This window comes from Pseudarthrobacter sp. 1G09, from assembly GCF_050038305.1.
GTDB lineage: Bacteria > Actinomycetota > Actinomycetes > Actinomycetales > Micrococcaceae > Arthrobacter > Arthrobacter equi.
Genome location: NZ_CP188306.1, coordinates 4,104,773 through 4,126,901, shown reverse-complemented (window position 1 = coordinate 4,126,901; position 22,129 = coordinate 4,104,773). Strand labels below are relative to the sequence as shown.

The window sequence follows — 22,129 nt, the reverse complement described above, 5'->3', positions numbered from 1 at the left end:
TCCCTTGTGTTGTGGCGCAGGACTGTTGACCCGGAGGGAACAGTGGCAAGCCCTGCGACACGGTGCCATGATGTTGAGGATCAGGTTCAAGGCACCGCCCCGCCGGGCAGCAAGGACGTGCGGTCATGCCACATATCAACGGTCTCAGCGATGTGGGAAACGGCGATCTGGCCGCTGCCGGCGGCAAGGCGCTGGGCCTGGCCGGGCTCATCCATGCCGGGCTGCCGGTTCCGCCGGGATTCGTGCTGGGCACTGATGCCTATACCGAATTCGTCAGCGCCAACGGCCTCGGGGACGAAATCCAGCGCCTGGCCACGGTGCCCCCGGACGCTGCGCCCGAGGACTATGCGGCTGCCTCGGACCGGATCCGTGCCCTGTTCACGGGCGGCACTCTGCCTGGCGGGATGCGGGACGAGCTTGCCGGCGCCTATGGGTTCCTCGGCGGAGCGGACGTCCCGGTGGCGGTCCGGTCCTCAGCCACCGCGGAGGACCTGGCCTCGGCCAGCTTCGCCGGGCAGCAGGACACCTACCTGAACGTCCGCGGATTCGAGGCCATCACGAAAGCGGTCATCGATTGCTGGGCCTCGCTCTGGACGGCGCGTGCCATGGCCTACCGGGCCCGGGAAGGCGTCTTGCCGGGCCAGGTGCGGCTCGCAGTTGTGGTCCAGGAGATGGTGGAAGCCGAGGCAGCCGGGGTAATGTTCACTGCCAACCCCGCGAACGGCCGGCCCGACCAGGCAGTGATCAGTGCCGCCTGGGGGCTCGGCGAGTCGGTGGTCAGCGGAACCGTCAGCACCGATGATCTGGTGGTGGAGGCGGCCACGGGGAAGGTGCTCTCGCGCCAGACAGCCGACAAGTCCGTCATGACCGTGTACGCGGAGGGCGGGACCCGGGAGCAGCCGGTGGCGGCAGCCCGCCGTCGTGCGCCCGTCCTGGACGACGCCGCAGCAGCCGAACTGGCCGCTTTTGGCCGCCGGATTGCGGAGCACTTCGGGGCGCCGCAGGACATCGAATGGGCGCGTGCGAACGGTACTTTCTTCATTCTGCAGTCCCGTCCCATCACCGCCCTGCCGGAGCCGGCGGCCGACATCCCGGACACCTGGCCCCTGCCCTACCCGAAGGGCATGTACTTCCGGGCCAGCATCGTGGAGCAGCTGCCGGACCCGCTGACGCCGCTGTTCGCCGACCTCATTGACGGCTCCGTGGCGAGGTCGCTTCAGGCCCTTCTGGCCGCGGCGGTGGGCAAGGGCGCCGTCCGGGAGGGTGACGTCCGGCTGCCCACCGTCAACGGCTACGCCTATTACTACTACCGCAACTCCGGCATGTGGCGGATGATGGCCAAATCGCCGGCGGCCTTCCGCGCCCTGTTCCGCGGTGAGGCGCATATGGGCGTGGCCGGCTGGCGCGAGTACTCGCACCCCAAGTACCAGCGGGCGGTCAAGGACTGGGCCGCGAAGCCACTGCAGGGGCTGTCCGGCGGGGAGCTGCTGGCCGGAGCGCAGTCGCTGCTGGATGCCGGGACCGTTTACTACACAGCCGTGCAGTCCATCATCCCGCTCGCCGCCACCAGCGAGCTGTCCTTCCGGGCGTTCTACGACAAGCTGGTCCGGCGGGACGGGGATCCTCCTGCGCAGGCACTGCTCCTCGGCTTCGACAGCGAGCCCATCCGCGCCGAGAAGTCGCTCTACGATCTTGCCGGGTGGGCACGCAGCGACCCCGGGCTCACAGCGGTATTGCTGGAACGGCCGACGGCGGAACTCGCCGAGTGCCAGCGCACCGGTGCGCCGCCGGCCGGGGTGGACGACGTCCTGTGGCAGGAGTGGCGGTTCACGTTCCAGGAGCATCTGGATCTCTATGGCCACGCCGTCTACAACCTGGACTTCGCCACCCCGGTGCCGGCCGATGACCCCGCCACCCTGCTGGAGACGGTGAAGTTCTACCTGCGCGGCCAGGGCACCGATCCGCATGAGCGCCAACGGCTCCTGACCGAGCGCCGGGAAGAACTGACCCGTGATGCCGCGGCCCGGCTGGGACCCCGCCGGCGCGGCGTGTTCTTCCGCCTGCTGCGGTGGGCCCAGGCCACGGCTCCGATCCGGGAGGATGCCCTCGCCGACGTCGGACTCGCCTGGCCGCTGCTGCGGCGGACACTGCTCGAACTCGGGCGTCGGCTGGTGGCGTCCTCCCTCATCGCAGCCCCCGAGGACGTGTTCTGGCTGCGGTTCCAGGAGTTGCTGAGCGCCGTCGAGTTCGGGCTCGCCGCACCCGGCACGCAGGCGGCCGGTGCTGCTGCCGTGGCCATCACCGGAACGGCCCCCCCTGTCCTCGCGGACGCCGTCGAGGAACGGCGGATGCTGTGGCGGGGCCAGGCGAAGGCCGCTGCCCCGCAGATGCTTCCGGAGAGCCGATGGATGGAACGGTCCTTCGGCTCGTGGATGCCGGCCGGATCGCAGCACCAGAGCGGTGATGTCATCAAGGGCGTCGGTGCGAGCCCGGGCCGGGTCAGCGCTCCCGCCCGCGTGCTGTCCGGGCCCCGGGATTTCGGCCAAATGCGGCCGGGGGATGTCCTGGTGGCACGGATTACCACGCCGGCCTGGACATCGCTGTTCGCCATGGCCTCGGCGGTGGTGACGGATGTGGGCGGCCCGCTGAGCCACAGTTCCATCGTGGCCCGCGAATACGGCATCCCCGCTGTCCTCGGCACCGGGGTGGCCACGCAGCGGCTCACCACCGGGCAGCAGGTCTTGGTGGACGGGGACGCCGGCACGGTTACTGTCCTGCCCGCAGCCCAGGCCACAATCGATGATTCCGCGTCATCAACAAAAAAGTTATTGTGAACTGCTCATATTAAGGCACGTATGTGACACTCCCCGGCGGCGCGGCAGGGGAGACGGAGATCAACTACACGCGCGTCGGCTGACCTGCCCGGCGCACTTTGCCCTGGCCCTCGGGTCAGTAACTGTTCAGTAACTGGCCTGGGTTTCGCCGCTGGGCTGCGTTACATACTTCGCGGCGAGGGCTTCGGAGCCCCGTGCGAGGAGGGCGACGTCGGCGCCCACGAGGATGAAGTCCGCGCCGTTGTCCAGGTAGTGCTGTGCGGTGTCCGGGTTGAAGGCGTTGACGCCCGCAGGTTTCCCGGCGGCCTTTGCCGCGGCGAGGCAGTGTTCGACGGCGGCCCGCACCTCGGGGTGTTCCTGCTGTCCCAGCAGGCCCATGGACGCGGCGAGGTCGGAGGGCCCAACGAAGACGGCGTCCACGCCGTCCACCTTGAGGATGTCCGCGACCGCTTCGACGGCGGAGGTGGATTCGATCTGGACGGTGACGCTGATGGTGCTGTTGGCCCGGCTCAGGTAGTCCGGGACCCGGTTCCACCGTGCCGCCCGGGCAAGCGCGGAGCCCACACCGCGGACGCCCTGGGGCGGGTACCGGGTGGCCGCCACCGCGGCTTCGGCCTCGGCGGCGGAGTTGACCATGGGGATCAGCAGGTTCTGGACGCCGAGGTCCAGGTACTGCTTGATCACCACGGTGTCGTTGACGGGAGGCCGGACCAGGGTATGGACCGGGTAGCCGTGGACGGCCTGCAGTTGGGCGAGGACGGATTCGAGGCCGTTGGGGCTGTGCTCGGCGTCCACCAGGAGCCAGTCCAGGCCGGCGCCGGCGCACAGCTCTGCGATCAGCGGGCTGCCGGAGCACACCCACATCCCGGCGAGCGGGCGGCCCGTTTCGCTTCGTTGTGCGGCGAGGGCGTCGCGGAAGGTGTGGTCTATTCGAAGCGGCACGTGACACTCCCGAGGGGTCCGTAGTCGGCGTGGACGGTGTCGCCCTTGTAGGCCCAGAGGGGGCGGGTGAAGGAGCCGGCGAGGATGATGTCGCCGGCTTTCAGGGAGTCGCCGTGGGCTGCGATCTTGTTGACGAGCCAGTGGACGCCGTTGGCGGGGTGGTCCAGGACCCCGGCGGCCACGCCGGTTTCCTCCACGGTCTGGTTTTTGTAGAGGATGGCCGAGACCCAGCGGAGGTCCACGGCGTCAGGTTTCACGGGGCGTCCGCCGATGACCATGGCGCCCATGGCGGCGTTGTCCGAGATGGTGTCCACGATGGTCCGGCCCTCCATTTCGATCCTGGAGTCCAGGATCTCGAGGGCCGGGACCACGTAGTCGGTGGCTTTCAGGACATCGAAGATGGTGCAGCCGGGGCCCTTGAGCCCGTCCTTCAGCACGAAGGCCAGTTCCACCTCCACACGGGGGTGGGTGTACTGGTCCCACTGCACCGTGCAGCCGGTCTCGAGGACCATGTCATCGAAGATGGCACCGTAGTCCGGTTCGGTGATGCCGGTGGCGGCCTGCATGGCCTTGGACGTGAGGCCGATCTTCCGCCCCACCAGGGTCCGGCCGGTTTCCTCGTTGCGGCGCCGCCACAACTGCTGGACGGCGTAGGAGTCCTCCACCGTCATGTCCGGGTAGCGTGCGGTCAGGCGGGGGACAGGGGTTCGGGTCCGGGCGGCTTCCAGCAGCTCGTCCGCGATCGCCTCAATCGTCTTCGGCTCCAGCATCGGTCAGACCTGCGCTCCCAGCTTGAAACCCTGTGCTTCCCCGGCAGGCCCGGCGTCACCGTCCGTTTTGCGGGTGTAGGAGAAGCCGTCGGCGCCCACGGTGACGGCCATCTCGGATTTTTCCTCGCGTTCGATGACGGGTTGGGGGTTGCCGTCGAGGTCCAGGACCAGGGAGGCTTCGGTGTACCAGGAGGGGACCACGGGGTTGCCCCACCAGTCACGGCGCTGGTTGTCGTGGACGTCCCAGGTGATGGTGGGGTTGTCGGGGTCGCCGGTGTAGTAGTCCTGGGTGTAGATCTCGATTCGGTGCCCGTCCGGATCCAGGATGTAGAGGTAGAAGGCGTTGGAGACGCCGTGCCGGCCGGGGCCGCGCTCGATCCTGTCGCTGATGCGCAGGGCGCCCATCTTGTCGCAGATCTGGATGATGTTGTGCTTCTCGTGCGTGGCAAACGCGACGTGGTGCATGCGTGGGCCGTTGCCGCCGGTCAGGGCGGTGTCGTGGACGGTTTGCTTGCGGTGCATCCACGCGGCGTACGTGACGCCGTCGGAATCCTTAATGTCTTCGGAGACTCGGAAGCCGAGGTCCTCGAGGTACGCCCGGCCCTTGGGGACGTCGGGGGTGACCTGGTTGAAGTGGTCCAGGCGGACCAGTTCGCCGGCGGAGTAGAGGTCGTAGCGCTGGGTGAGGCGTTCCACGTGTTCGGTCTCGTAGAAAAATTCGTAGGGGAATCCCAGGGGGTCTTCGACGCGGACGGAGTCGCCGATGCCTTTGGTGAAGCCGTCCTTGCGGCGCTCCACCCGGCAGCCGAGTTCGCGGTAGTAGGCCTCGGCGGCGTCTACCTCGGCGGGGGATTTCACCCGGTAGGCGAAGGCGGCGACGGCGGCGATGGGTCCCTTCCGGAGGACCAGGTTGTGGTGGATGAACTCCTCCAGGGAGCGCAGGTAGATGTTGTTCTCATCTTCCTCGGTGACGTGCAGGCCAAGGACATCAACGTAGAACGCGCGGGACCTGGCAAGGTCGGTGACCACGATTTCCATGTAGGCGCAGCGGACGATGTCCGGGGCCGGGACAGAAGGGGTGGGAACGAAGTTGGTCATGGGATGCTCTCTTCTTTGAAAGGGTTCTTGGGCTAGGCGCCGAATTTGGGGGTGTGGACGCTGCCGAGGGTGATGTGCACGGCCTGCTGGTCGGTGTAGAAATCGATGGAGCGGTAGCCGCCCTCATGGCCCAGGCCCGAGGCCTTCACGCCGCCGAACGGGGTGCGAAGGTCGCGGACGTTGTGGCTGTTCAGCCACACCATGCCGGCCTCGACGTTCTGGGAGAAGTTGTGGGCGCGGGTCAGGTTCTGGGTCCAGATGTAGGCGGCGAGGCCGTACTTGGTGTTGTTCGCCAGGGCGAGGGCCTCGTCGTCGTTCTCGAACGGGGTGATGGCCACGACGGGTCCGAAGATTTCCTCCTGGAAGATCCGGGCGTCGGGGGCGACGTCGGCAAACACGGTGGGTGCGATGTAGTTGCCTTCGGGCAGGTGGTCGGGGCGGCCGCCGCCGGCCAGGAGCCGGCCCTCGGACTTGCCGATCTCCACGTAGGAGGCCACTTTCTCGTAGTGCTCGGGGTGGACCAGGGCGCCGACCTGGGTCTTGGGGTCGTGGGGGTCGCCCACCACGATGTTCTTGGCGCGGGCGGCGTACTTTTCGCAGAACTGGTCGTAGATGGCGCGCTCCACCAGGATGCGGGAGCCGGCGGTGCAGCGTTCGCCGTTGAGGGAGAAGACGCCAAACAGGGCGGAATCGATGGCGGCGTCCAGGTCGGCGTCGGCGAAGACGACGCAGGGGGACTTGCCGCCGAGCTCCATGGACAGGCCCTTGAGGTTGGCCGCGGCGTTGCGGAAGATCGTCTGGCCGGTGGTGGTCTCGCCGGTGAAGGAGATCAGCGGGACGTCAGGGTGCTTGACCAGGGCGTCGCCGGCTTCCTCGCCGAGGCCGTTGACCAGGTTGAACACGCCGTCAGGCAGGCCGGCGTCCTTGAAGATGGTGGCCCACAGGGACGCGGAGAGCGGGGTGAACTCGGCTGGTTTGAGGACCACGGTGTTGCCGGTGGCCAGGGCGGGGGCGAGCTTCCAGGACTCAAGCATGAACGGGGTGTTCCACGGGGTGATCAGCCCGGCCACGCCGATCGGCTTGCGGTTCACGTAGTTGATTTGCGAGCCGGGGACCTTCATGGCGTCGTCGAACTGGGCCACGATCAGGTCCGCGAAGAAGCGGAAATTCTCGGCAGCGCGGAGGGCCTGGCCCTTGGCCTGGGTGATCGGCAGCCCGGTATCGAAGGTTTCCAGTTCGGCGAGGCGGCCCTCCTGGGCCTCGACCGCATCGGCGATTTTGTTCAGCACGCGGGCGCGTTCCCGCGGCTTCATCTTCGGCCACGGGCCGTTGATGAAGGCTTCGCGGGCGGCGGCGACAGCAAGGTCGATGTCCTCTTTCTGGCCGGCCGCCGCGGTGGCGTAGTTCGTGTTGGATACCGGGTCCAGGACGTCGAAGGTCTTGCCGCCCACGGAGTCAACGAATTCGCCGTTGATGTAGTGCTGGATGGAGGTGGGCAGGTCCTCGGGAATGTAGTGCTTGGCAGTTTCTGTTGAGGTCGTCATCGTTGAAGTCCTTTACTGGTGCTGAGCTTGCTAACGGGTTTGGGCGAGGTACGCGTCCAGGGTGGCGGTACGGTGCTGGCGGGCTGCCTTTTCGATGGTGTCGGCGTCTGCTCTGGTTTCGATGAGCGTCAGCAGGTTTTCGTGCTCCTCGACGGAGCCAAGGGCGCGTCCGGGAACGAAGCGGAAGGTTGAGGACCGGAGGGCCGCGAGCCGGTTCCAGCCGCGGTGCACCAGGTCCAGGATGTGCGGGTTGGGGCAGTGCTCAAACAGGACGGAGTGGAAATCCTGGTTCAGTTTCGTGAACCGGACGGGGTCGAAGTGGTCCAGGCAGTCCCGCATCTCCTCGTTGATGGCGCGTGCCCGGGCGATCGCGGCCGGGTCGATCAGTGGTGCGGAAAGGGCGGTGGCGGCGCCTTCGACGATGCTGAGGGTCTGCATGGTGTAGAGGTATTCGGTGGGGTCGATGCCGGCCACGGTGGCGCCGACGTTGCGTTCGAACGTCACCAGCCCCTCAGCCTCCAGGCGGCGGATGGCTTCGCGGACGGGGACCACGCTGAAACCGAGGTCCTTGGCGATGGAGCCCAGAACCAGCCGGTACCCGGGGGTATAGGTGCCTTCCACGATCCGGGCTTTGACGGCTTGGTAGGCCTGCTCGGACTTGCTGCCGGCAACCATGGTGGCCTCACTCATTGGTGGCTGCCCATTCGTTGTACTTTGCCTGCCATTCGGCGTTCATGGGGTAGAGGCCGTCCACGCTGTTGCCCTGCTTGACCATCTCGAAGATGAACGTTTCTTCCTTCTCCTGCTGGATGCAGTCGTCCGCGAGTTCTTCGGCGATGGCCGGCGGGATCACCAGGATGCCGTCGGAGTCGGCCACGATAATGTCGCCGGGCTGGACGGTGGCCCCGCCGCAGGCGATGGTGATGTCCGTGTCCCACGGGATATGGCGGCGGCCCAGCACGGCGGGGTGCGGGTTGGCGAAGTACGTGGGCATTTCCAGGCCGGCTACGGCGGTGAAATCGCGGACGCCGCCGTCGGTGATGATGGCTGCAGCGCCGCGGACCTGGGCGCGGAGGGCGAGGATGTCGCCCACGGTTCCGGTTCCCTTTTCGCCGCGGGCCTCCATGACCAGGATTTCGCCCGCGTTGACGGAATCGATGGCTTTCTTCTGGGCGTTGAAACCGCCGCCGCGTGTTTTGAAGAGGTCCTCGCGGTTGGGGACGTAGCGGAGGGTCCGGGCCAGGCCCACTACCTTGCGGTCAGGGCGGGTGGCCTGCAGGCCGTCGATGCTGACGTTGTTAAGCCCGCGCTTGCGCAGCTGTGAGGAAAGGGTGGCCGTGGCCACGGATTCGAGTTTGGCTTTCAGTTCCGGGGTAAGGGCAGGCCCGACGGCGGCAAGCCCCGCGGCCTCGCGGGAACCGTAAGCTTCCTCGCGCTGCACGTCGTCAACCTTGGGCCGGGCACCAAAGTCCGCAAACGCCGTCGTGCCTTCCTCCACCGTGGTGACCAGGCGTCCCGTGGTGAGGGTGCCGTCAATGGTGCCCACTTCAACCTCCAGGACGTCGCCGGGCGTGGCCACGGAGGCGCCGGCGGGGGTGCCGGTGAGGATGATGTCGCCCTCCTCGAGGGTGAGGAGCTGGGACAGGTCCGCGACGAGGCGGGCGAACGGGAAGAGCAGGTCTTCGGTGGTGTCGTCCTGGACCAGGTGGCCGTTGTGCCAGGTACGGATCCGCAGTTTGGAAGGGTCGACGGCGTCTGCCGGGACTAGTTCCGGGCCCAGGGGAGTGAAGCCGTCCCCGCCCTTGGAGCGCAGGTTGGAGCCTTTGTCCGCGTAGCGGAGGTCGTACACGCCGAGGTCGTTGCTGGCGGTGACGGCAGCGACGTGGTTCCAGGCGTCCTCGATGGAAACGCGGCGGGCGGCCTTGCCGATGACCAGGGCGATCTCGCCTTCGTAACCGAGCAGTTCGCAGCCGGCCGGGCGCTCCACCGTGCCGCCGCTGAGTGCCAGCGAACTGGAGGGCTTGAGGAAGTACGACGGCTGCTCCGGGGTGCGGCCCCGCTGGGCGGCCCGGCTGGGGTAATTGATGTGCACTGCGATCACCTTGCGGGCTGCTGCCAAGGTGTCGCCGTTGACCTGCTCCAAGACCGTCTCCTCATCAGGTACGAAATCGTATACGATCACTATTCTCCATCCGGCGACTGCCGTCAACCCCCCGAATTTCCGGGCTTCTTTGCAGCCTTCCGCGGAGTACTTGTCGCCTCCGTCACAGGCGGCGTACAGTTGAAGCCAGCTCGTTAGTTTCTATTATCGAATGTAGTGTTCTCATATAGAACACATTCGCTAGCTTTGGTCCACGAGATGACGCAGCGGTCATCCGCCCACAACGAAGTGAGGTAACCCCGTGCAGTTCCATCACCACGGCTATGTGTCCGGCGACCCGCGTGTCCAGCCCGCGGCCGGCGTCGGACTCGACCGCCCCGAGGGCCTTCCTGACGAGGTGGACGTACTGATCGTCGGCACGGGCCCCGCCGGGATGCTGGCCGCGGCCCAGCTGTCCCGGTTCCCTGGCATCACCACCCGCATCGTGGAGCGCCGCCCCGGCAGGCTCGCCATCGGCCAGGCGGACGGCATCCAGGCGCGCAGCGTCGAGACGTTCCAGGCATTCGGCTTTGCGGAGCGGATCGTCGCCGAGGCCTACCGGATTACCGAGATGGCGTTCTGGAAGCCGGACCCGGCCAACCATGCGAACATCGCACGCGCCGCCCGTGCCGTCGACGACGAAATGGGCATCAGCGAATTCCCGCACCTGATCGTGAACCAGGCCCGCGTGCTGGACTACTTCGCCGAGTACATGGCCAATGCGCCGACCCGGATGAAGCCCGACTACGGCTACGGCTTCGTGGGACTTGAGGTGGCCCGCGGCGGCGATTACCCGGTCACCGTTACGCTCCGGCACACCGCTGGCCCGGACGAGGGCAAGGACCGGGTGGTCCGGGCAAAGTACGTGGTGGGGGCCGATGGCGCCCGCAGCAAAGTGCGCCAGGCAATCGGCTGCACCATGGCCGGGGACCAGGCCAACCATGCCTGGGGTGTCATGGACGTGCTCGCGGTGACGGACTTCCCGGACATCCGCACCAAATGCGCCATCCAGGCCGCCGAGGGCAGCATCCTGCTGATCCCGCGCGAAGGCGGCCACCTGTTCCGCATGTACGTGGACCTGGGCGAAGTGGACCCCGCCACCCATCACGAGGTCCGCAACACCAGCATCGAGCAGATCATCGCCAAGGCCAACGCCATACTCCACCCCTACACGCTGGACGTGCGGAATGTTGCCTGGCACAGCGTGTACGAGGTGGGCCACCGGCTCACCGACAGGTTCGACGACGTCCTGCCGGAGGAGCGCGGCACCCGCACCCCGAGGGTGTTCATCACCGGCGACGCCTGTCACACGCACAGCGCCAAAGCAGGCCAGGGCATGAACGTCTCCATGCAGGACGGCTTCAACATCGCCTGGAAGCTGGGCCACGTCCTGGAAGGCCGCAGCCCGGAAAGCCTGCTCAGCACCTACTCCGAAGAACGCCAGGTGGTGGCCAGGAACCTCATCGACTTCGACAAGGAATGGTCCACCATGATGGCCAAGAAGCCGGAGGACTTCGAAAACCCGTCAGACCTTGAAGACTTCTACGTCCGCACGGCCGAGTTCCCGGCCGGGTTCATGACCCAGTACGCACCGTCGGTGGTGACGGGCTCCACAGGCCACCAGGAACTGGCCAGCGGATTCCCCGTGGGCAAGCGCTTCAAGTCTGCCCCTGTGGTCCGGGTGGGCGACACCAACCCCCTGCACCTGGGCCACCACGCCACCGCGGATGGCCGATGGCGGATCTACGTCTTCGCCGACGCCGCCCTGCCCGGCACCGGCTCGGCCGCGGACAAGCTGGCCGAGTGGTTCGCTGCCTCGCCGGCTTCACCGATGGCCGCAACTCCGCCGGACGCCGACCCGGACGCGTGGTTCGACCTGAAGGTCATCTACCAGCAGCCGCACACCGCCGTCGACATCGGAGCCGTGCCTGCGGTCTTCAAGCCGCAGGTGGGGCCGTTCAAGCTCACCGACTACGAGAAGGTCTACGCCACCGATCCGGCTGCGGACATCTTCGAGTTGCGGGGCATCGACCGCGGCGGCGCCGTGGTGGTGGTCCGCCCGGACCAGTACGTCGCGAACGTGCTGCCGCTCGGTGCGACGGATGACCTCGCGGAGTTCTTCGCTCCCCTCCTGGCAGCGGGCCAGCGCGCGAAGGTCTGACGTAAGGCAGCCGTGGGCCAGTCCCTGGGCTCAGGCAGCCGGCGTGCGGGCCGCCCGGTGGTCCGCGGCGGCGTACACACCGAGGACCCGTACCTCGGTGGTGAAGAAGTCCAGTTCCTCGAGCGCCAGCCGAAGCGGAGTGTCCTCGGGGTGCGCTTCGACGTCGGCCATGAACATGGTGGCTGCGAACTCGTCGCCCACCATGTAGCTCTCCAGCCGCGTCATGTTCACGCCGTTCGTGGCGAAGCCGCCCAGCGCCTTGTACAGGGCCGACGGCACGTTGCGGACACGGAACACGAAGCTGGTCACTGCCGGGCCGGGGAGTTCGTCCCGGGCGGGCAGCGCCGTTTCACGGGCCAGCACCACGAAGCGGGTGGTGTTGGAGGGGTCGTCCTCCACCCTGGAGGCCAGCACGTCGAGGCCGTAGATCTGGGCGGCCAGCGGGGGAGCGAGGGAGAGCTTGCGGGGATCGTTCCACTCCGCCACCTCCCGGGCAGACCCTGCGGTGTCACCGGCGATGACGGGTTTGAGGCCGTGCTCGCGGATGAGCTTCCGGCACTGGCCCAGGGCGTGGATGTGGCTGTGGACCTCGGTGGCACCCTCGATGGTGCTGCCCGGGATGCCCAGCAGGTCGAAGTGGATGGGCAGGAAGAATTCGCCCACGATCTGCAGGTTCGACTGCGGCAGCAAGATGTGGATGTCCGCCACCCGGCCGGCGATGGAGTTCTCGATGGGGATCATGGCCAGGTCCGCCTCGCCGCTGGAGACCAGCTCAAAGGCATCCTCGAAACTGGCGCACGGCACGCTTTCCATATCCGGGAACATCTGCTGACACGCGATATTGGAGTTGGCGCCGGGCTCACCCTGGTACGCAATCTTTTGGGCCATGGTCCGTATGCTTTCACGCGCCGCGGCCACAAGCCCAACTGGGTAGCAGCAGATGTCGCTTTGGGGCCCAAAAGGACATCTGCTGCTACGTGGTTGGGAGGGGGCGAGGTTATACGGGCGTGACGCGCAGCCAGAGGTACTGCCGGGGGAGGAGCGTGACGCCCCCGTCCAGCTGCACCGCAGCTTCGGAGAGAAGGTCGACGGCGGCAGCGGCGAACCCGCCGAACGTTTCCGCGGGCAGGTCCTGGGCGGAGTCGCTGAAGTTGGCCAGGGCCAGCACCCGGGTGCTTTCCGGAGAAGAGCCGGGCCGCTGGTACGCCAACACCGAGCGGTTGTGCGTGGCGAAGTCGATCAGCTGCGTGCCCGCCAATTCAGGGGTGCCGGCCCGGACCTCGGTCATCCGACGCAGCCCCGCGTAGACCGCACCCGCGGGCGTGGAGGGGTCGTTGCGAAGTTTGTACTGCTCCGACGGATAGTGCGGGCGGTGCACCCAGCGGCTGTCCTCCCCGTGGCCGGGTTCGCCGGCGTAGCCGTAGTCGTTGACCTGCCCCACCTCATCGCCCAGGTACAGCAACGGGATGCCGCCGGTGCTGAACGGCACCGAGTGGGCCAGGAGGATCCGTTCCACCGCCTCCGCCGGGCTGTCCTCCAGGCCGCACAGCGACGCCGTCGTGCCTGAAATCCTGCAGTCCCCGGTGCGGGGGTTGTCCTGGAACGGGACGCCGCGGGCGAAGCTGCCGGGGAACCGGTTGACGTAGAACGAGTTGAGGAAGCGGCGGTGGTCGAAGCCGTTGATGCCGAGTTCGGCGGCGTCCTCGTCGGCGAAAGTCCAGCCGATGTCGTCGTGGCTGCGGACGTAGTTGACCCAGGTGGTGCCGTCCGGGATGTTGTGCCGGCGTTTGAGCGCCTGGGCGAGGAGGGACACGTCACGGGTGGCCAGGGATTCCCAGATCAGGGCCATCTGCAGGGGATTGTAGGAAAGCTGGCACTCTTTGGGGTCGATATAGAGCGCCACCTCGTCCGGGTGCACGATGGCCTCGGACTTGAACAGCAGTGACGGTGCCGCCAGCCGGCAGACCGCGTTGAAGGCCCGGAGCAGCGTGTGGGCCTGGGGAAGGTTTTCGCAGGGGGTGCCCAGCTGCTTCCAGATGAAGGCCACTGCGTCCATGCGCAGGATGTCCACGCCCTGGTTGGCCAGGAACAGCATCTCGGCAGCCATGGCCCGGAAGACCTCCGGGTTGGAGTAGTTCAGGTCCCACTGGTAGGTGTGGAACGTGGCCCAGACCCACCGGCCGTCGTCCATCTGGACGAAGGATCCGGCGTGGTTCTCGGGGAAGATTTCGCGCACGTTCGCCTCAAAGGCGTCCGGCATGGTCCGGTCGGGGAAAATCCAGTAGTAGTCGCTGTACTCCGGATCACCGGCGGCAGCCTTACGGGCCCACTCATGTTCGTCCGAGGTGTGGTTGAAGATGAAGTCCACCACCAGGCTGATCCCGTTGGCGCGCAGTTCCGCCGCGAGGGAGCGCAGCTGCTCCATGGTGCCCAGTTTCGGGTTGACCTCACGGTAGCTGGACACCGCGTAGCCGCCGTCCGAGTGCGGTTCGGGCGCCAGGAACAGCGGCATCAGGTGCAGGTAGGTGAGGCCCAGTTCCTTGAAGTAGGGAATGCGGCTGCGCACTCCTTCCAGGCTTTCGGCGTAGCGGTCCACGTAGCAGACGCCGCCCAGCATGCCGTTGGACTGGAACCACTCCGGCGTCTCCTCGCGCTCGGCGTCCAGCGCCTTCAGCTCCGGGGAGCGCTCCTGCCACGACCGTGCGCTCTGGACCACCAGCGCGGACAACTGTTCCAGCCAGTCCGCCCGGGTGCCGTACAGCGGGCGGAACAGGCCGGTCAGCAGCGGGAGGTACCGGTCCAGCCGCCGCTCAAAGTCAGGGTCCGCGGCCAGGCCCGCCGCACGCTCCCGTGACAGCGCGGCCAGCACAACGTCCCGCGGGCTGTCCTCCACGCTGACGGATTCCTGCATGTAACGGCCCCTTCCGCTGACGCCCGGCGTGCCTGAATGAAGCAGCCGGCTTTTGTACCGAAGTATGCCACGTCACACTTTGGGGCGCTGCGCGGCAGGTGCGGGCCGCTGACTTTCCCCAACTTTCAGGGCGGACGACGGCGTGTCCCGGCAACGCGCCGTCGTCCGCCCTGCGCCGAGGGCCAAACCAGGGGAAATTCAGCGGCCCTGCGACGTGTACGGGTTCGGGATCAGGCGGGGAGCAGCGCGTCCTGTCCAGCCGCGGCATACAGGGCGGCGCCCACCACCCCTGCAGAGTTTTCCAGGCTGGCGGGAAGGACCTGCGTGCGCAGTGACAGGCGGGGGAGGAACTCGCTGCTGCACGCCGAAATGCCGCCGCCCAGGATGAGGAGGTCCGGTGAGAAGAGGAATTCGACGTGCTGCAGGTATTGCTGCAGCCTGACGGCGTACTCGGGCCAGCTCAGCCCCTCATTCTCGCGGGCAACGGCGGATGCCCGGGATTCCGCCTTGCAGCCGCCCACTTCCAGATGGCCCAGCTCGAGGTTGGGCACCAGCCGGCCGTCGACGATGAGTGCCGATCCGATGCCTGTTCCCAGGGTGAGGACCAGCACGGTGCCGGAGACGTCCTGCCCCGCGCCGTGACGGACTTCCGCCAGGCCCGCAGCGTCAGCGTCGTTGACCACGCACACGGCACGTCCCAGCCGGACCTCTAGGAAGGACCGGACATCAAGCCCGATCCAGCTGCGGTCCATGTTTGCCGCCGACGCCGCCACCCCGTTCCGGACAATCGAAGGGATGGCGACGCCGATGGGCCGGTCCGAAGCCAGGGGTGCCTGGGTTCCGAGCTCGCCGAGCAGCCGGTCCAGGGTGTCCGCGACGGCTTCCACGGTGCCGCCCGCCGGTGTGCGGAGGCGGCGCACGGCGCTGGCGGGGATGCCGCTCTCAAGGTCGACCACGGCTCCTTTGATCCAGGTCCCGCCGACGTCGATCCCCAGCCCGAACCCCACGGCTAGGCCTGCAGCCAGGCGGTGGCCGCGCCTGGCAGTTCGCCGCCGTCAATCGGTGAGCTGGCCACCAGCAGGCGGCCGGCGGGCAGTGCGAAGGGCTCGGCGCCGAAGTTCGTTACCGAGGTCCAGCCGTTGGGCCGCCGGAAGGCCAGCACGTCATCCCGCCCGGTTTCCAGCCATTCCAGCGTCTCGGCTGACTGCAGTTCCCACCGCAGGGACAGCGCCCGGCGGTAGAGGGACAGGGTGGAGTCCTCCCGGTTTTCCTGGGCTTCCACCGAGGCGCCGGCGAACCAATCGGGCTGTGGCAGGTGCGAACCGCCCGGACCGAACCCGAAGGAACTGCCGCCTGCGCTCCACGGCAGCGGGACGCGGCAGCCGTCGCGGCCGATTTCGACGCCCTTGTTGCGGAAGAAGGACGGGTCCTGGCGGCTGGAATCGGGGATTTCGCTGCCGACTTCCTGCAGGCCCAGCTCCTCGCCCTGGTACAGGTAGGCGGATCCGGGAAGGGCGAACATCAGCAGCGATGCGGCACGGGCGCGGCGCAGTCCCAGCTCGATATCCACGTCTTCCTGCCGGCCGCCCTCAAGCAGCCAGCGCTTGCCGCCCTGGCCGGCCATGATCTCCCCCTCCACCGACGACCCGGAGACGGGGAGCCCGTAGCGGGTTGCGTGCCGGACGACGTCGTGGTTGGAAAAGACCCAGGTGGACGATGCGCCGGACGCCTCGGCTTCGGCGAGGTTCTTGGTGACGGTCCTGCGGAACTGTCCGGCGTCGAAATCTGCCTGCAGGAGGTCGAAGTTGAAGGCCTGGCCCAGACCGTCCGGGCTGGCGTACCTGGCGCGGCGGTCCGCGTGCACCCAGGCCTCGGCGACGGCGGTGCGCGGCGGGTTGTACTCGTTGAAGAGCGTGCGCCACTCGGCGTAGATCCCGTGGACTTCGTCGCGGTCCCAGTACGGGTGCTCGCCGGCAAGGTACAGCGCCTCGCCCCGGGCCTCGAGGTCAGCTTTGGAGGGCAGGGTTCCCTCGAGGTTCTTGGTGAGCGCGTGGGCGACGTCGATGCGGAAGCCGTCCACGCCGCGGTCGGACCAGAAGCGGAGGGTCTTCAGGAAGTCCGCGCGGACCTCCGGGTTGTCCCAGTTGAAGTCGGGCTGTTCCTTGGCGAAGATGTGCATGTACCACTGCCCCGGCGTCCCGTCCGGTTCGGTGATGCGCTCCCACACGGGGCCGCCGAAGACGGAGTCCCAGTCCGACGGCGGCAGTTCACCGTTCTCGCCCAGCCCGTCCCGGAAGATGTAGCGGCTGCGGGCCGCGGACCCCTTGGGCGAGGCCAGGGCTTCCCGGAACCACTCGTGGCGGTCGGAGGAGTGGTTGGGCACGATGTCAACGATCAGCTTGATCCCCGCCGCGTGCAGGGCGCCGGCCATGGCGTCAAAGTCCTCGAGGGTGCCCAGCTTGGGGTCCACGTTGCGGTAGTCGTCCACGTCGTAGCCGCCGTCGGCAAGGGCCGAGGGGTAGAAGGGGCTCAGCCACACCGCGTCGACGCCCAGTTCCGTCAAGTAGGGGACCTTCGTGGTGATGCCGTTGAGGTCGCCGATGCCGTCACCGTTGGAGTCGGAGAAGCTGCGGGGGTAGATCTGGTAGACGGAGGCCTGGCGCCACCAGTTGGGATCATCCTGGAAGGTGGCGGCGGTGCGCGGTGCCGTGATGGCGGTGGTGGTCATGAAGGTTCCTTTTAAGTCTGGGGTTCTGTGGGTGGGGGGGCGGGCGGGAAAGTTACTTGACGGCGCCCTGGGTGAGGCCTGACATGACCCAGCGCTGGGTAAACAGGTAGACCACGATGGCGGGCGCCATGGCCATCAGGTACGAGGCGAACGCCACGTTGTAGCTGTTGCTGAACTGCGTCTGGAAGATCTTCTGCAGTACCGGAATGGTCTGCATCTCGGGGTCGGAAATGATGAGCGAGGGCATCATGAAGTCGTTCCAGGAGCCGATGAAGGCGAAGATGCCCACCGTGGCGCTCATGGGCCCGAGCAGCGGGAAGATGAGCCGCCAGAACACCTGCCACGTGCCGGCGCCGTCCATGCGCATGCTTTCCTCCAGCTCGAGCGGGATGGAACGGAGGAAGGCCGTGAACAGCATGGTGTTGAACGCCAGGGCAAAAACGATGTGCAGGATGGCGACGCCGAGGGGGTTGTCCAGTCCCATCAGGCCCGTGAGCTGGATCTGCGGCAGTGCCACCACGGGGAACGGGATGAACATTGCCGCGAGCAGGTAGAAGAAGGACCAGCGGAAGAGCTTGCGGTCCCAGTTCCTGACGATTGCGTAGGCTGCCAGGGCGGACACCACGATCTCCCCCACCACGGCGATGACCGACACGAAGACGGAGATCGCAAAGCCGCGGGAGAAGTTCGTCAGGGTCCAGGCCTGGACGAAGCTGTCAAAGGTCAGCGGGCTGGGCAGCGAAAACGCGTTGCCGTCGACGGCCTGGCCGGTGGTCTTGAACGCCATGCTGACCGTGACGTAGAGCGGGACGAGCACGCCGAGGGTGCAGACGATCAGGATGGCGGTTGCCGGCCAGTTGGTGCGCTCCTGGCCGCCGCCGAAGCGCCGCTTTCCGGTGGCCGACGGTTTTGCTGGGATGGTGCGGGTCGCGGTGCTCATGCTGCGATCCCTCCTTTGCCACGGGTGAAGCGGAGCTGGATGAGTGCGATGGTGACGCTGATGAGGAAGAAGATCACGGCGTTGGCCATCTGGTAGGCGTAATCGCCGCCTTCGAAGCCGCGGAAGATCGCCATGGCCACGCTGCGCGTGGAGACTCCAGGGCCGCCGTCGGTCAGGCCCACGATGATGTCGTAGGTGTTGAGGTAGTTCTTGAAGCCCAGGACCATGTTGATCACGGCGTACCCGGCCACCAGTGGCAGCGTGATGTGCCGGAGATTGTGCCAGGGGGTTGCGCCGTCGATGGAGCTTGCCTCGTAGACCTCCGGGGAAACGGTGAGGAGCCCTGCGATGTAGATCAGCATGGCGCTCGGAATCGACTGCCATGCCGTGACCAGGACGATCGCCAGCCAGGCAAGGTCGGGGTTGGCCAGGATGCTCGTGGCGAGCGGCTCGATGCCCAGGCTCTGGCCCGCCAGCGGCAGCGAATTCGAGAAGAGGTACTGGAACACGAAGGCGATGACGATGCCGGATATCACCATCGGGATCACGAACACGGTGCGCAGCGCGGCGCGGAAGCGGATGCGGGACGTGAGCCCCAGGGCCAGGAAGAAGGCCACAACGTTCACCAGGATGACCGTCACGAGCGAGAAGGCGAGAGTGAAGCCGTAGGATCCGAGGATCCCGTCATCCCGGAACACGGCGATGAAGTTCCGGATGCCGATAAATTCAAAGTCGCCGAACCCCACGGAGTTGGTGAAGCTGTAGACGAAGCCCAGCACGGCGGGCAGCGTGACGGCGAGCGTGAAGATCGCCAGGGACGGGAAAAGGAAGAAGTAGTAGAGCGGGTCAACCCGGCGTTTGCGCGTCCGTGGCGGGTTTGCCGCTGCTGGGGGCGCTGTCACCACCGCCCGGGTGGAAGGTCTCGTCATTGATGACATGGGTGGTCCTCGTTTCGTGCCTTGGTTGTGGGGTGGTTACGCGCGGAATGCCAGGCGCGCCCAGTCGGCGTCCATCCGGCGCAGGGTGTCCTCGGCATCGGCGCCGCCGATGATCGACTGGATGTAGTTGGCGGCGGGAATCGTGTTGGGGATGAACTGTGACGCGCCCATGTAGAAGCGGCCCTCGTCGTAGTACTTCTGCATTTCCACGATCCTGGGGTCGGCGACCGGCGGGGCATCCTTGACCGTTCCGAAGCCCAGGAATTTGGCATTGTAGGTGTCCTGGATCTCCGGCTGCATCAGGTACTGGATGAAGGCGCGTGCCCCCTGCTGTCCGTTCGAGACCTCGGGGACCCAGAGTGAAAGGTCGATGTTGACGCGGACCTTGAGGTCGGCCGGATTGTCGGTCACCGGCAGGGGGAAAGTGCCAAGGTCGACGTCGGTGCCGGCCTTTTCGATTTCGCCGAAAGCCCACGGCCCCTGGAAGTACATTGCTGCCTGCCCCTGCGCCATGGCGGTGTTGCCGTCCCCGTAGCCGCGGCTGGCGGCATCGGAGTTGACGTACTTCTTGAGCTGGACCATGCGGCGGACGGGTTCCAGCAGTGTTTTCTGGAAGGAGACCTCGGAATCCGGCCCGACCTTCTCGCCCGCCTCGTGCATGGACTTGTAGAAGCCGCGCACATCGACCATCCCGCCCACGGTGTAGTCGAACAGGCCCTGCGCGATGGTCCACGGATCCCGGAAGGTGCCGTAGATCGGAGTGATCCCTGCGGCCTTGAGCCGTTCGCAGACGTCAATGAGTTCATCCCAGGTGGTGGGGACAGCCAGGCCGTTCGCTTCGAAGATGCGCCGGTTGTAGATGACCGACGCCGCCATGACCGAATAGGGGATAACGCTGGTGCGGCCCGGGTAGGTGGGGTACCAGTTGGTGAGGTCGAGGACGTCGCCGCGGATTGATGCCGCTTCGGGAAGGTCGGCCAGGTCCGAGAGGGCGCCGCGCTCCATGAACCGCGCCATCTCCAGGTTGTAGTTGAGGCAGCCAAGATCCGGCGGACTGCTGCGGACGAAGCTGGCAGAGAGGTTCGTTGCCATGTCATGCAGGACGCGGAAGCGGTCCTGCGACGCCGTGAATTTCGCTGTGAGATCGCGGAAGTAGGGGACCGCTTCCGGTTTCGACTGGTGGAACGTGATGGTGGGCTGGGCTCCGGCCGGGCTGCACGCCGCAAGGCCGAAAGCAGCCAGAGAGCCTCCGGCGGCGGCAAGGAAGGTACGCCGGGAGACTCGTGTCCCGGCGGACGGCAAAGGTGGCAACATCGGCTCCTAAGAGGGGGTCAATCGGAATTTATTTGGATCTTATATTTAGGTCCTATACGAGGATGGGGGACGCAGGGGCTATCGTCAAGGGGTGGACGGAACTACGGCGAGCTCGACGCAACTGTTACGGCAGATCAACTCCGGGGCGCTGCTGCGCTTCGCCCTCCAGGAGCAGGTGTTCACGGCGGGGGAAGCCATGGGGGCCACCGGGCTCACGCGTGCCACGGTGCTGGGCGTCTGCGACGGCCTGGTTGACGCCGGCTGGCTGGAGGAAGTAACCGACGGCGGCGAGGCCGGCCCTGCGCTTAAGGGCCGGCCTGCGCGCCGCTACCAGCTGCGCGAGGCCGCGGGGGTTGTGGTGGGGCTCGACGCCGGCGAAGGCCACCTCACCACCATCGTCGCGGACCTCCGTGGCCGTGAGCTCGCCAAGCGGCGCCAAAGCATAGACTCACACGTACTGGGGCGCGCCGGCCGCGTTGCCGGGGCGCAGGAACTGATCCATCAGGCGCTGGCCGATGCGGGCTGCGACGCCGGCGACGTGCTGCTGACCGTGGTGGGAGTACCCGCGCCGGTGGATGCGGACGGCAGGTCACCCGGGGCCGGGGAATTTTGGCAGCTGATGAATTCCGGGTTTGACCAGCACCTTGAGGGTGCGGTCACCATCGAAAACGACGCCAATCTCGCAGCGATCGCCGAGCACGCGCAGGAGCCGTCAGCCAATGTGGCAACCCTGTTGTCGGGGGAGCGGTTCGGTGCCGGCCTGATCGTGGACGGGCGCCTGCTGCGCGGACGCAGGGGCGGCGCCGGCGAGATGCGGTTCCTGGACATCCTTTCCGACAGCAAGCTCGAGCCGGAGGAGGGGACCTCGGACGGTTTTGGGGCGCTGGCCCGGAAATGGGCACGCAAACTGGTCCGTTCCTATGACGGAGAAACCACGCTGCGCCGGATCCCCGAAGAGGACATCAATGCGGAGGATGTCTTCCAGGCGGCCCGCGAGGGGGATCAGCTGGCGCTGGACATCATCGCCCGGCTCGGCGCCCGGCTGGCACGGATCGCCGTGGTGCTCTCCAGCCTGCTGGACATCGAGCGGGTGGTCATAGCGGGCGGGATCTCGCGCGCCATTGAGCCGGTCCTGGAGCACGCGCGCACGCTGCTGCCGGCAGACTCCGGCCTGCCCCTTCCGGACCTCGTTGCCAGCACCTTCGGCGCGGAGGCTGTGGTCCACGGTGCCATTGAATCGGCCCTGACGCAGTTCAGGCGCGAACCCACGGCGTTCCTGCCCCGGGCAGCCCGCCCCTGACGTGCCCACCCGGCACCGGGGCATCGCAGCTGAGGGAAATCGGCCGGTTCGGGTCCGCCTGCCCGTACACTGGCCACCATGTCATGCCGCATCAGCGAACTGGTCCTGAACTGCAATGATCCCGAGCTCCTGGCGCGGTTCTGGAGCGAGGTCCTCGGCTACGTGGAGCTCGACCGGGAGGACGGCTACATCGAGATCGGGCCTCCCGACGGGTTCGGCGGAATTCAGCCCACCATCATCCTGAGCCCCAGCAGCAATCCGCGCACCGGCCGGCTGCCGCTGCATATCGACGTCAACCCGGTGGACCGGGACCAGGCCGCCGAGCTGGAACGCCTGCTGGCCCTGGGCGCCCGGCGCGCCGATGTGGGGCAAACCGGCGACGAAAACTGGCACGTCCTGCAGGACCCCGAAGGCAACGAGTTCTGTCTGCTGCGTAAGCGCCTGGACCCGTAGCGCCGCGACCCGTAGCACCCAGCCCCCGAACGCCCGGACCCGGCACGGGCCCGGTG

17 protein-coding genes are annotated in these 22,129 nt (G+C 67.1%); 4 read left to right on the top strand and 13 right to left on the bottom strand.

The genetic code is table 11. The annotated features are described in order from the left end of the window. Positions 1-125 precede the first annotated feature (125 nt). Positions 126-2,834 (top strand): PEP/pyruvate-binding domain-containing protein, encoded by a 2,709-nt coding sequence (locus ACP3TD_RS19030; protein ID WP_426764548.1) that lies wholly within the window; start codon positions 126-128, stop codon positions 2,832-2,834. Between the two features lie 126 nt (positions 2,835-2,960). On the opposite strand, the gene ACP3TD_RS19025 is transcribed toward ACP3TD_RS19030, so the two are convergent. The 6 genes from ACP3TD_RS19025 to ACP3TD_RS19000 are packed head-to-tail and all read right to left on the bottom strand — an operon-like array spanning position 2,961 to position 9,331. Then, positions 2,961-3,776, bottom strand: a complete 816-nt coding sequence (locus tag ACP3TD_RS19025) for an HpcH/HpaI aldolase family protein (RefSeq protein WP_426764547.1) — start codon at positions 3,774-3,776, stop codon at positions 2,961-2,963. Then, positions 3,761-4,546, bottom strand: a complete 786-nt coding sequence (gene hpaH, locus ACP3TD_RS19020; RefSeq protein ID WP_426764546.1) for a 2-oxo-hept-4-ene-1,7-dioate hydratase — start codon at positions 4,544-4,546, stop codon at positions 3,761-3,763. Before hpaH ends, ACP3TD_RS19025 begins: the two co-directional genes overlap by 16 nt. A 3-nt stretch (positions 4,547-4,549) precedes the next feature. Continuing rightward, positions 4,550-5,644 (bottom strand): 3,4-dihydroxyphenylacetate 2,3-dioxygenase, encoded by a 1,095-nt coding sequence (gene hpaD / locus ACP3TD_RS19015; RefSeq protein ID WP_426764545.1) that lies wholly within the window; start codon positions 5,642-5,644, stop codon positions 4,550-4,552. 32 nt (positions 5,645-5,676) lie between these two features. After that, positions 5,677-7,188 (bottom strand): 5-carboxymethyl-2-hydroxymuconate semialdehyde dehydrogenase, encoded by a 1,512-nt coding sequence (gene hpaE, locus ACP3TD_RS19010; protein ID WP_426764544.1) that lies wholly within the window; start codon positions 7,186-7,188, stop codon positions 5,677-5,679. A 30-nt stretch (positions 7,189-7,218) separates the two neighbouring features. After that, a complete protein-coding gene (locus ACP3TD_RS19005; RefSeq protein WP_426764543.1) occupies positions 7,219-7,878 on the bottom strand; it encodes a GntR family transcriptional regulator in 660 nt (219 codons plus the stop codon). Next, the gene (locus ACP3TD_RS19000) at positions 7,871-9,331 is read right to left on the bottom strand and encodes a fumarylacetoacetate hydrolase family protein (RefSeq protein ID WP_426767305.1); all 1,461 of its coding nucleotides are present in this window, start codon (positions 9,329-9,331) and stop codon (positions 7,871-7,873) included. Before ACP3TD_RS19000 ends, ACP3TD_RS19005 begins: the two co-directional genes overlap by 8 nt. Before the next feature lie 259 nt (positions 9,332-9,590). On the opposite strand from ACP3TD_RS19000, the gene ACP3TD_RS18995 reads away from it, so the two are divergent. Continuing rightward, positions 9,591-11,489: an FAD-binding monooxygenase gene (locus ACP3TD_RS18995; RefSeq protein WP_426764542.1), complete on the top strand. Its 1,899-nt coding sequence runs from the start codon at positions 9,591-9,593 to the stop codon at positions 11,487-11,489. 30 nt (positions 11,490-11,519) lie between these two features. On the opposite strand, the gene ACP3TD_RS18990 is transcribed toward ACP3TD_RS18995, so the two are convergent. The 7 genes from ACP3TD_RS18990 to ACP3TD_RS18960 form a co-directional block, all read right to left on the bottom strand. Further along, entirely contained in the window at positions 11,520-12,377 is an 858-nt protein-coding gene (locus tag ACP3TD_RS18990) for a prephenate dehydratase (protein WP_426764541.1), read from the bottom strand. Between the two features lie 109 nt (positions 12,378-12,486). Beyond that, positions 12,487-14,400, bottom strand: a complete 1,914-nt coding sequence (locus tag ACP3TD_RS18985; RefSeq protein ID WP_426764540.1) for an amylosucrase — start codon at positions 14,398-14,400, stop codon at positions 12,487-12,489. 230 nt (positions 14,401-14,630) lie between these two features. Continuing rightward, on the bottom strand, positions 14,631-15,407 hold the full coding sequence (gene ppgK, locus ACP3TD_RS18980) for a polyphosphate--glucose phosphotransferase (protein ID WP_426764539.1): 777 nt from the start codon (positions 15,405-15,407) through the stop codon (positions 14,631-14,633). A 2-nt stretch (positions 15,408-15,409) separates the two neighbouring features. Beyond that, entirely contained in the window at positions 15,410-17,128 is a 1,719-nt protein-coding gene (locus ACP3TD_RS18975; protein WP_426764538.1) for a glycoside hydrolase family 13 protein, read from the bottom strand. A 52-nt stretch (positions 17,129-17,180) separates the two neighbouring features. Next, complete coding sequence (locus ACP3TD_RS18970) at positions 17,181-18,068, bottom strand: carbohydrate ABC transporter permease (protein ID WP_426764537.1); 888 nt, start codon at positions 18,066-18,068, stop codon at positions 17,181-17,183. Then, the gene (locus ACP3TD_RS18965; RefSeq protein ID WP_426764535.1) at positions 18,065-19,006 is read right to left on the bottom strand and encodes a carbohydrate ABC transporter permease; all 942 of its coding nucleotides are present in this window, start codon (positions 19,004-19,006) and stop codon (positions 18,065-18,067) included. Before ACP3TD_RS18965 ends, ACP3TD_RS18970 begins: the two co-directional genes overlap by 4 nt. 36 nt (positions 19,007-19,042) lie before the next feature. Continuing rightward, a complete protein-coding gene (locus ACP3TD_RS18960) occupies positions 19,043-20,320 on the bottom strand; it encodes an ABC transporter substrate-binding protein (RefSeq protein ID WP_426764534.1) in 1,278 nt (425 codons plus the stop codon). A 91-nt stretch (positions 20,321-20,411) separates the two neighbouring features. Here ACP3TD_RS18960 and ACP3TD_RS18955 point away from each other — a divergent pair, with 91 nt between their 5' ends. Both ACP3TD_RS18955 and ACP3TD_RS18950 read left to right on the top strand, forming a co-directional pair. Beyond that, positions 20,412-21,620 carry an ROK family protein gene (locus tag ACP3TD_RS18955; RefSeq protein WP_426764533.1) on the top strand — a complete coding sequence of 403 codons (1,209 nt, stop codon included), beginning with the start codon at positions 20,412-20,414 and terminating at the stop codon, positions 21,618-21,620. A gap of 78 nt (positions 21,621-21,698) precedes the next feature. Further along, positions 21,699-22,073: a VOC family protein gene (locus ACP3TD_RS18950; protein WP_426764531.1), complete on the top strand. Its 375-nt coding sequence runs from the start codon at positions 21,699-21,701 to the stop codon at positions 22,071-22,073. Positions 22,074-22,129 lie beyond the last annotated feature (56 nt).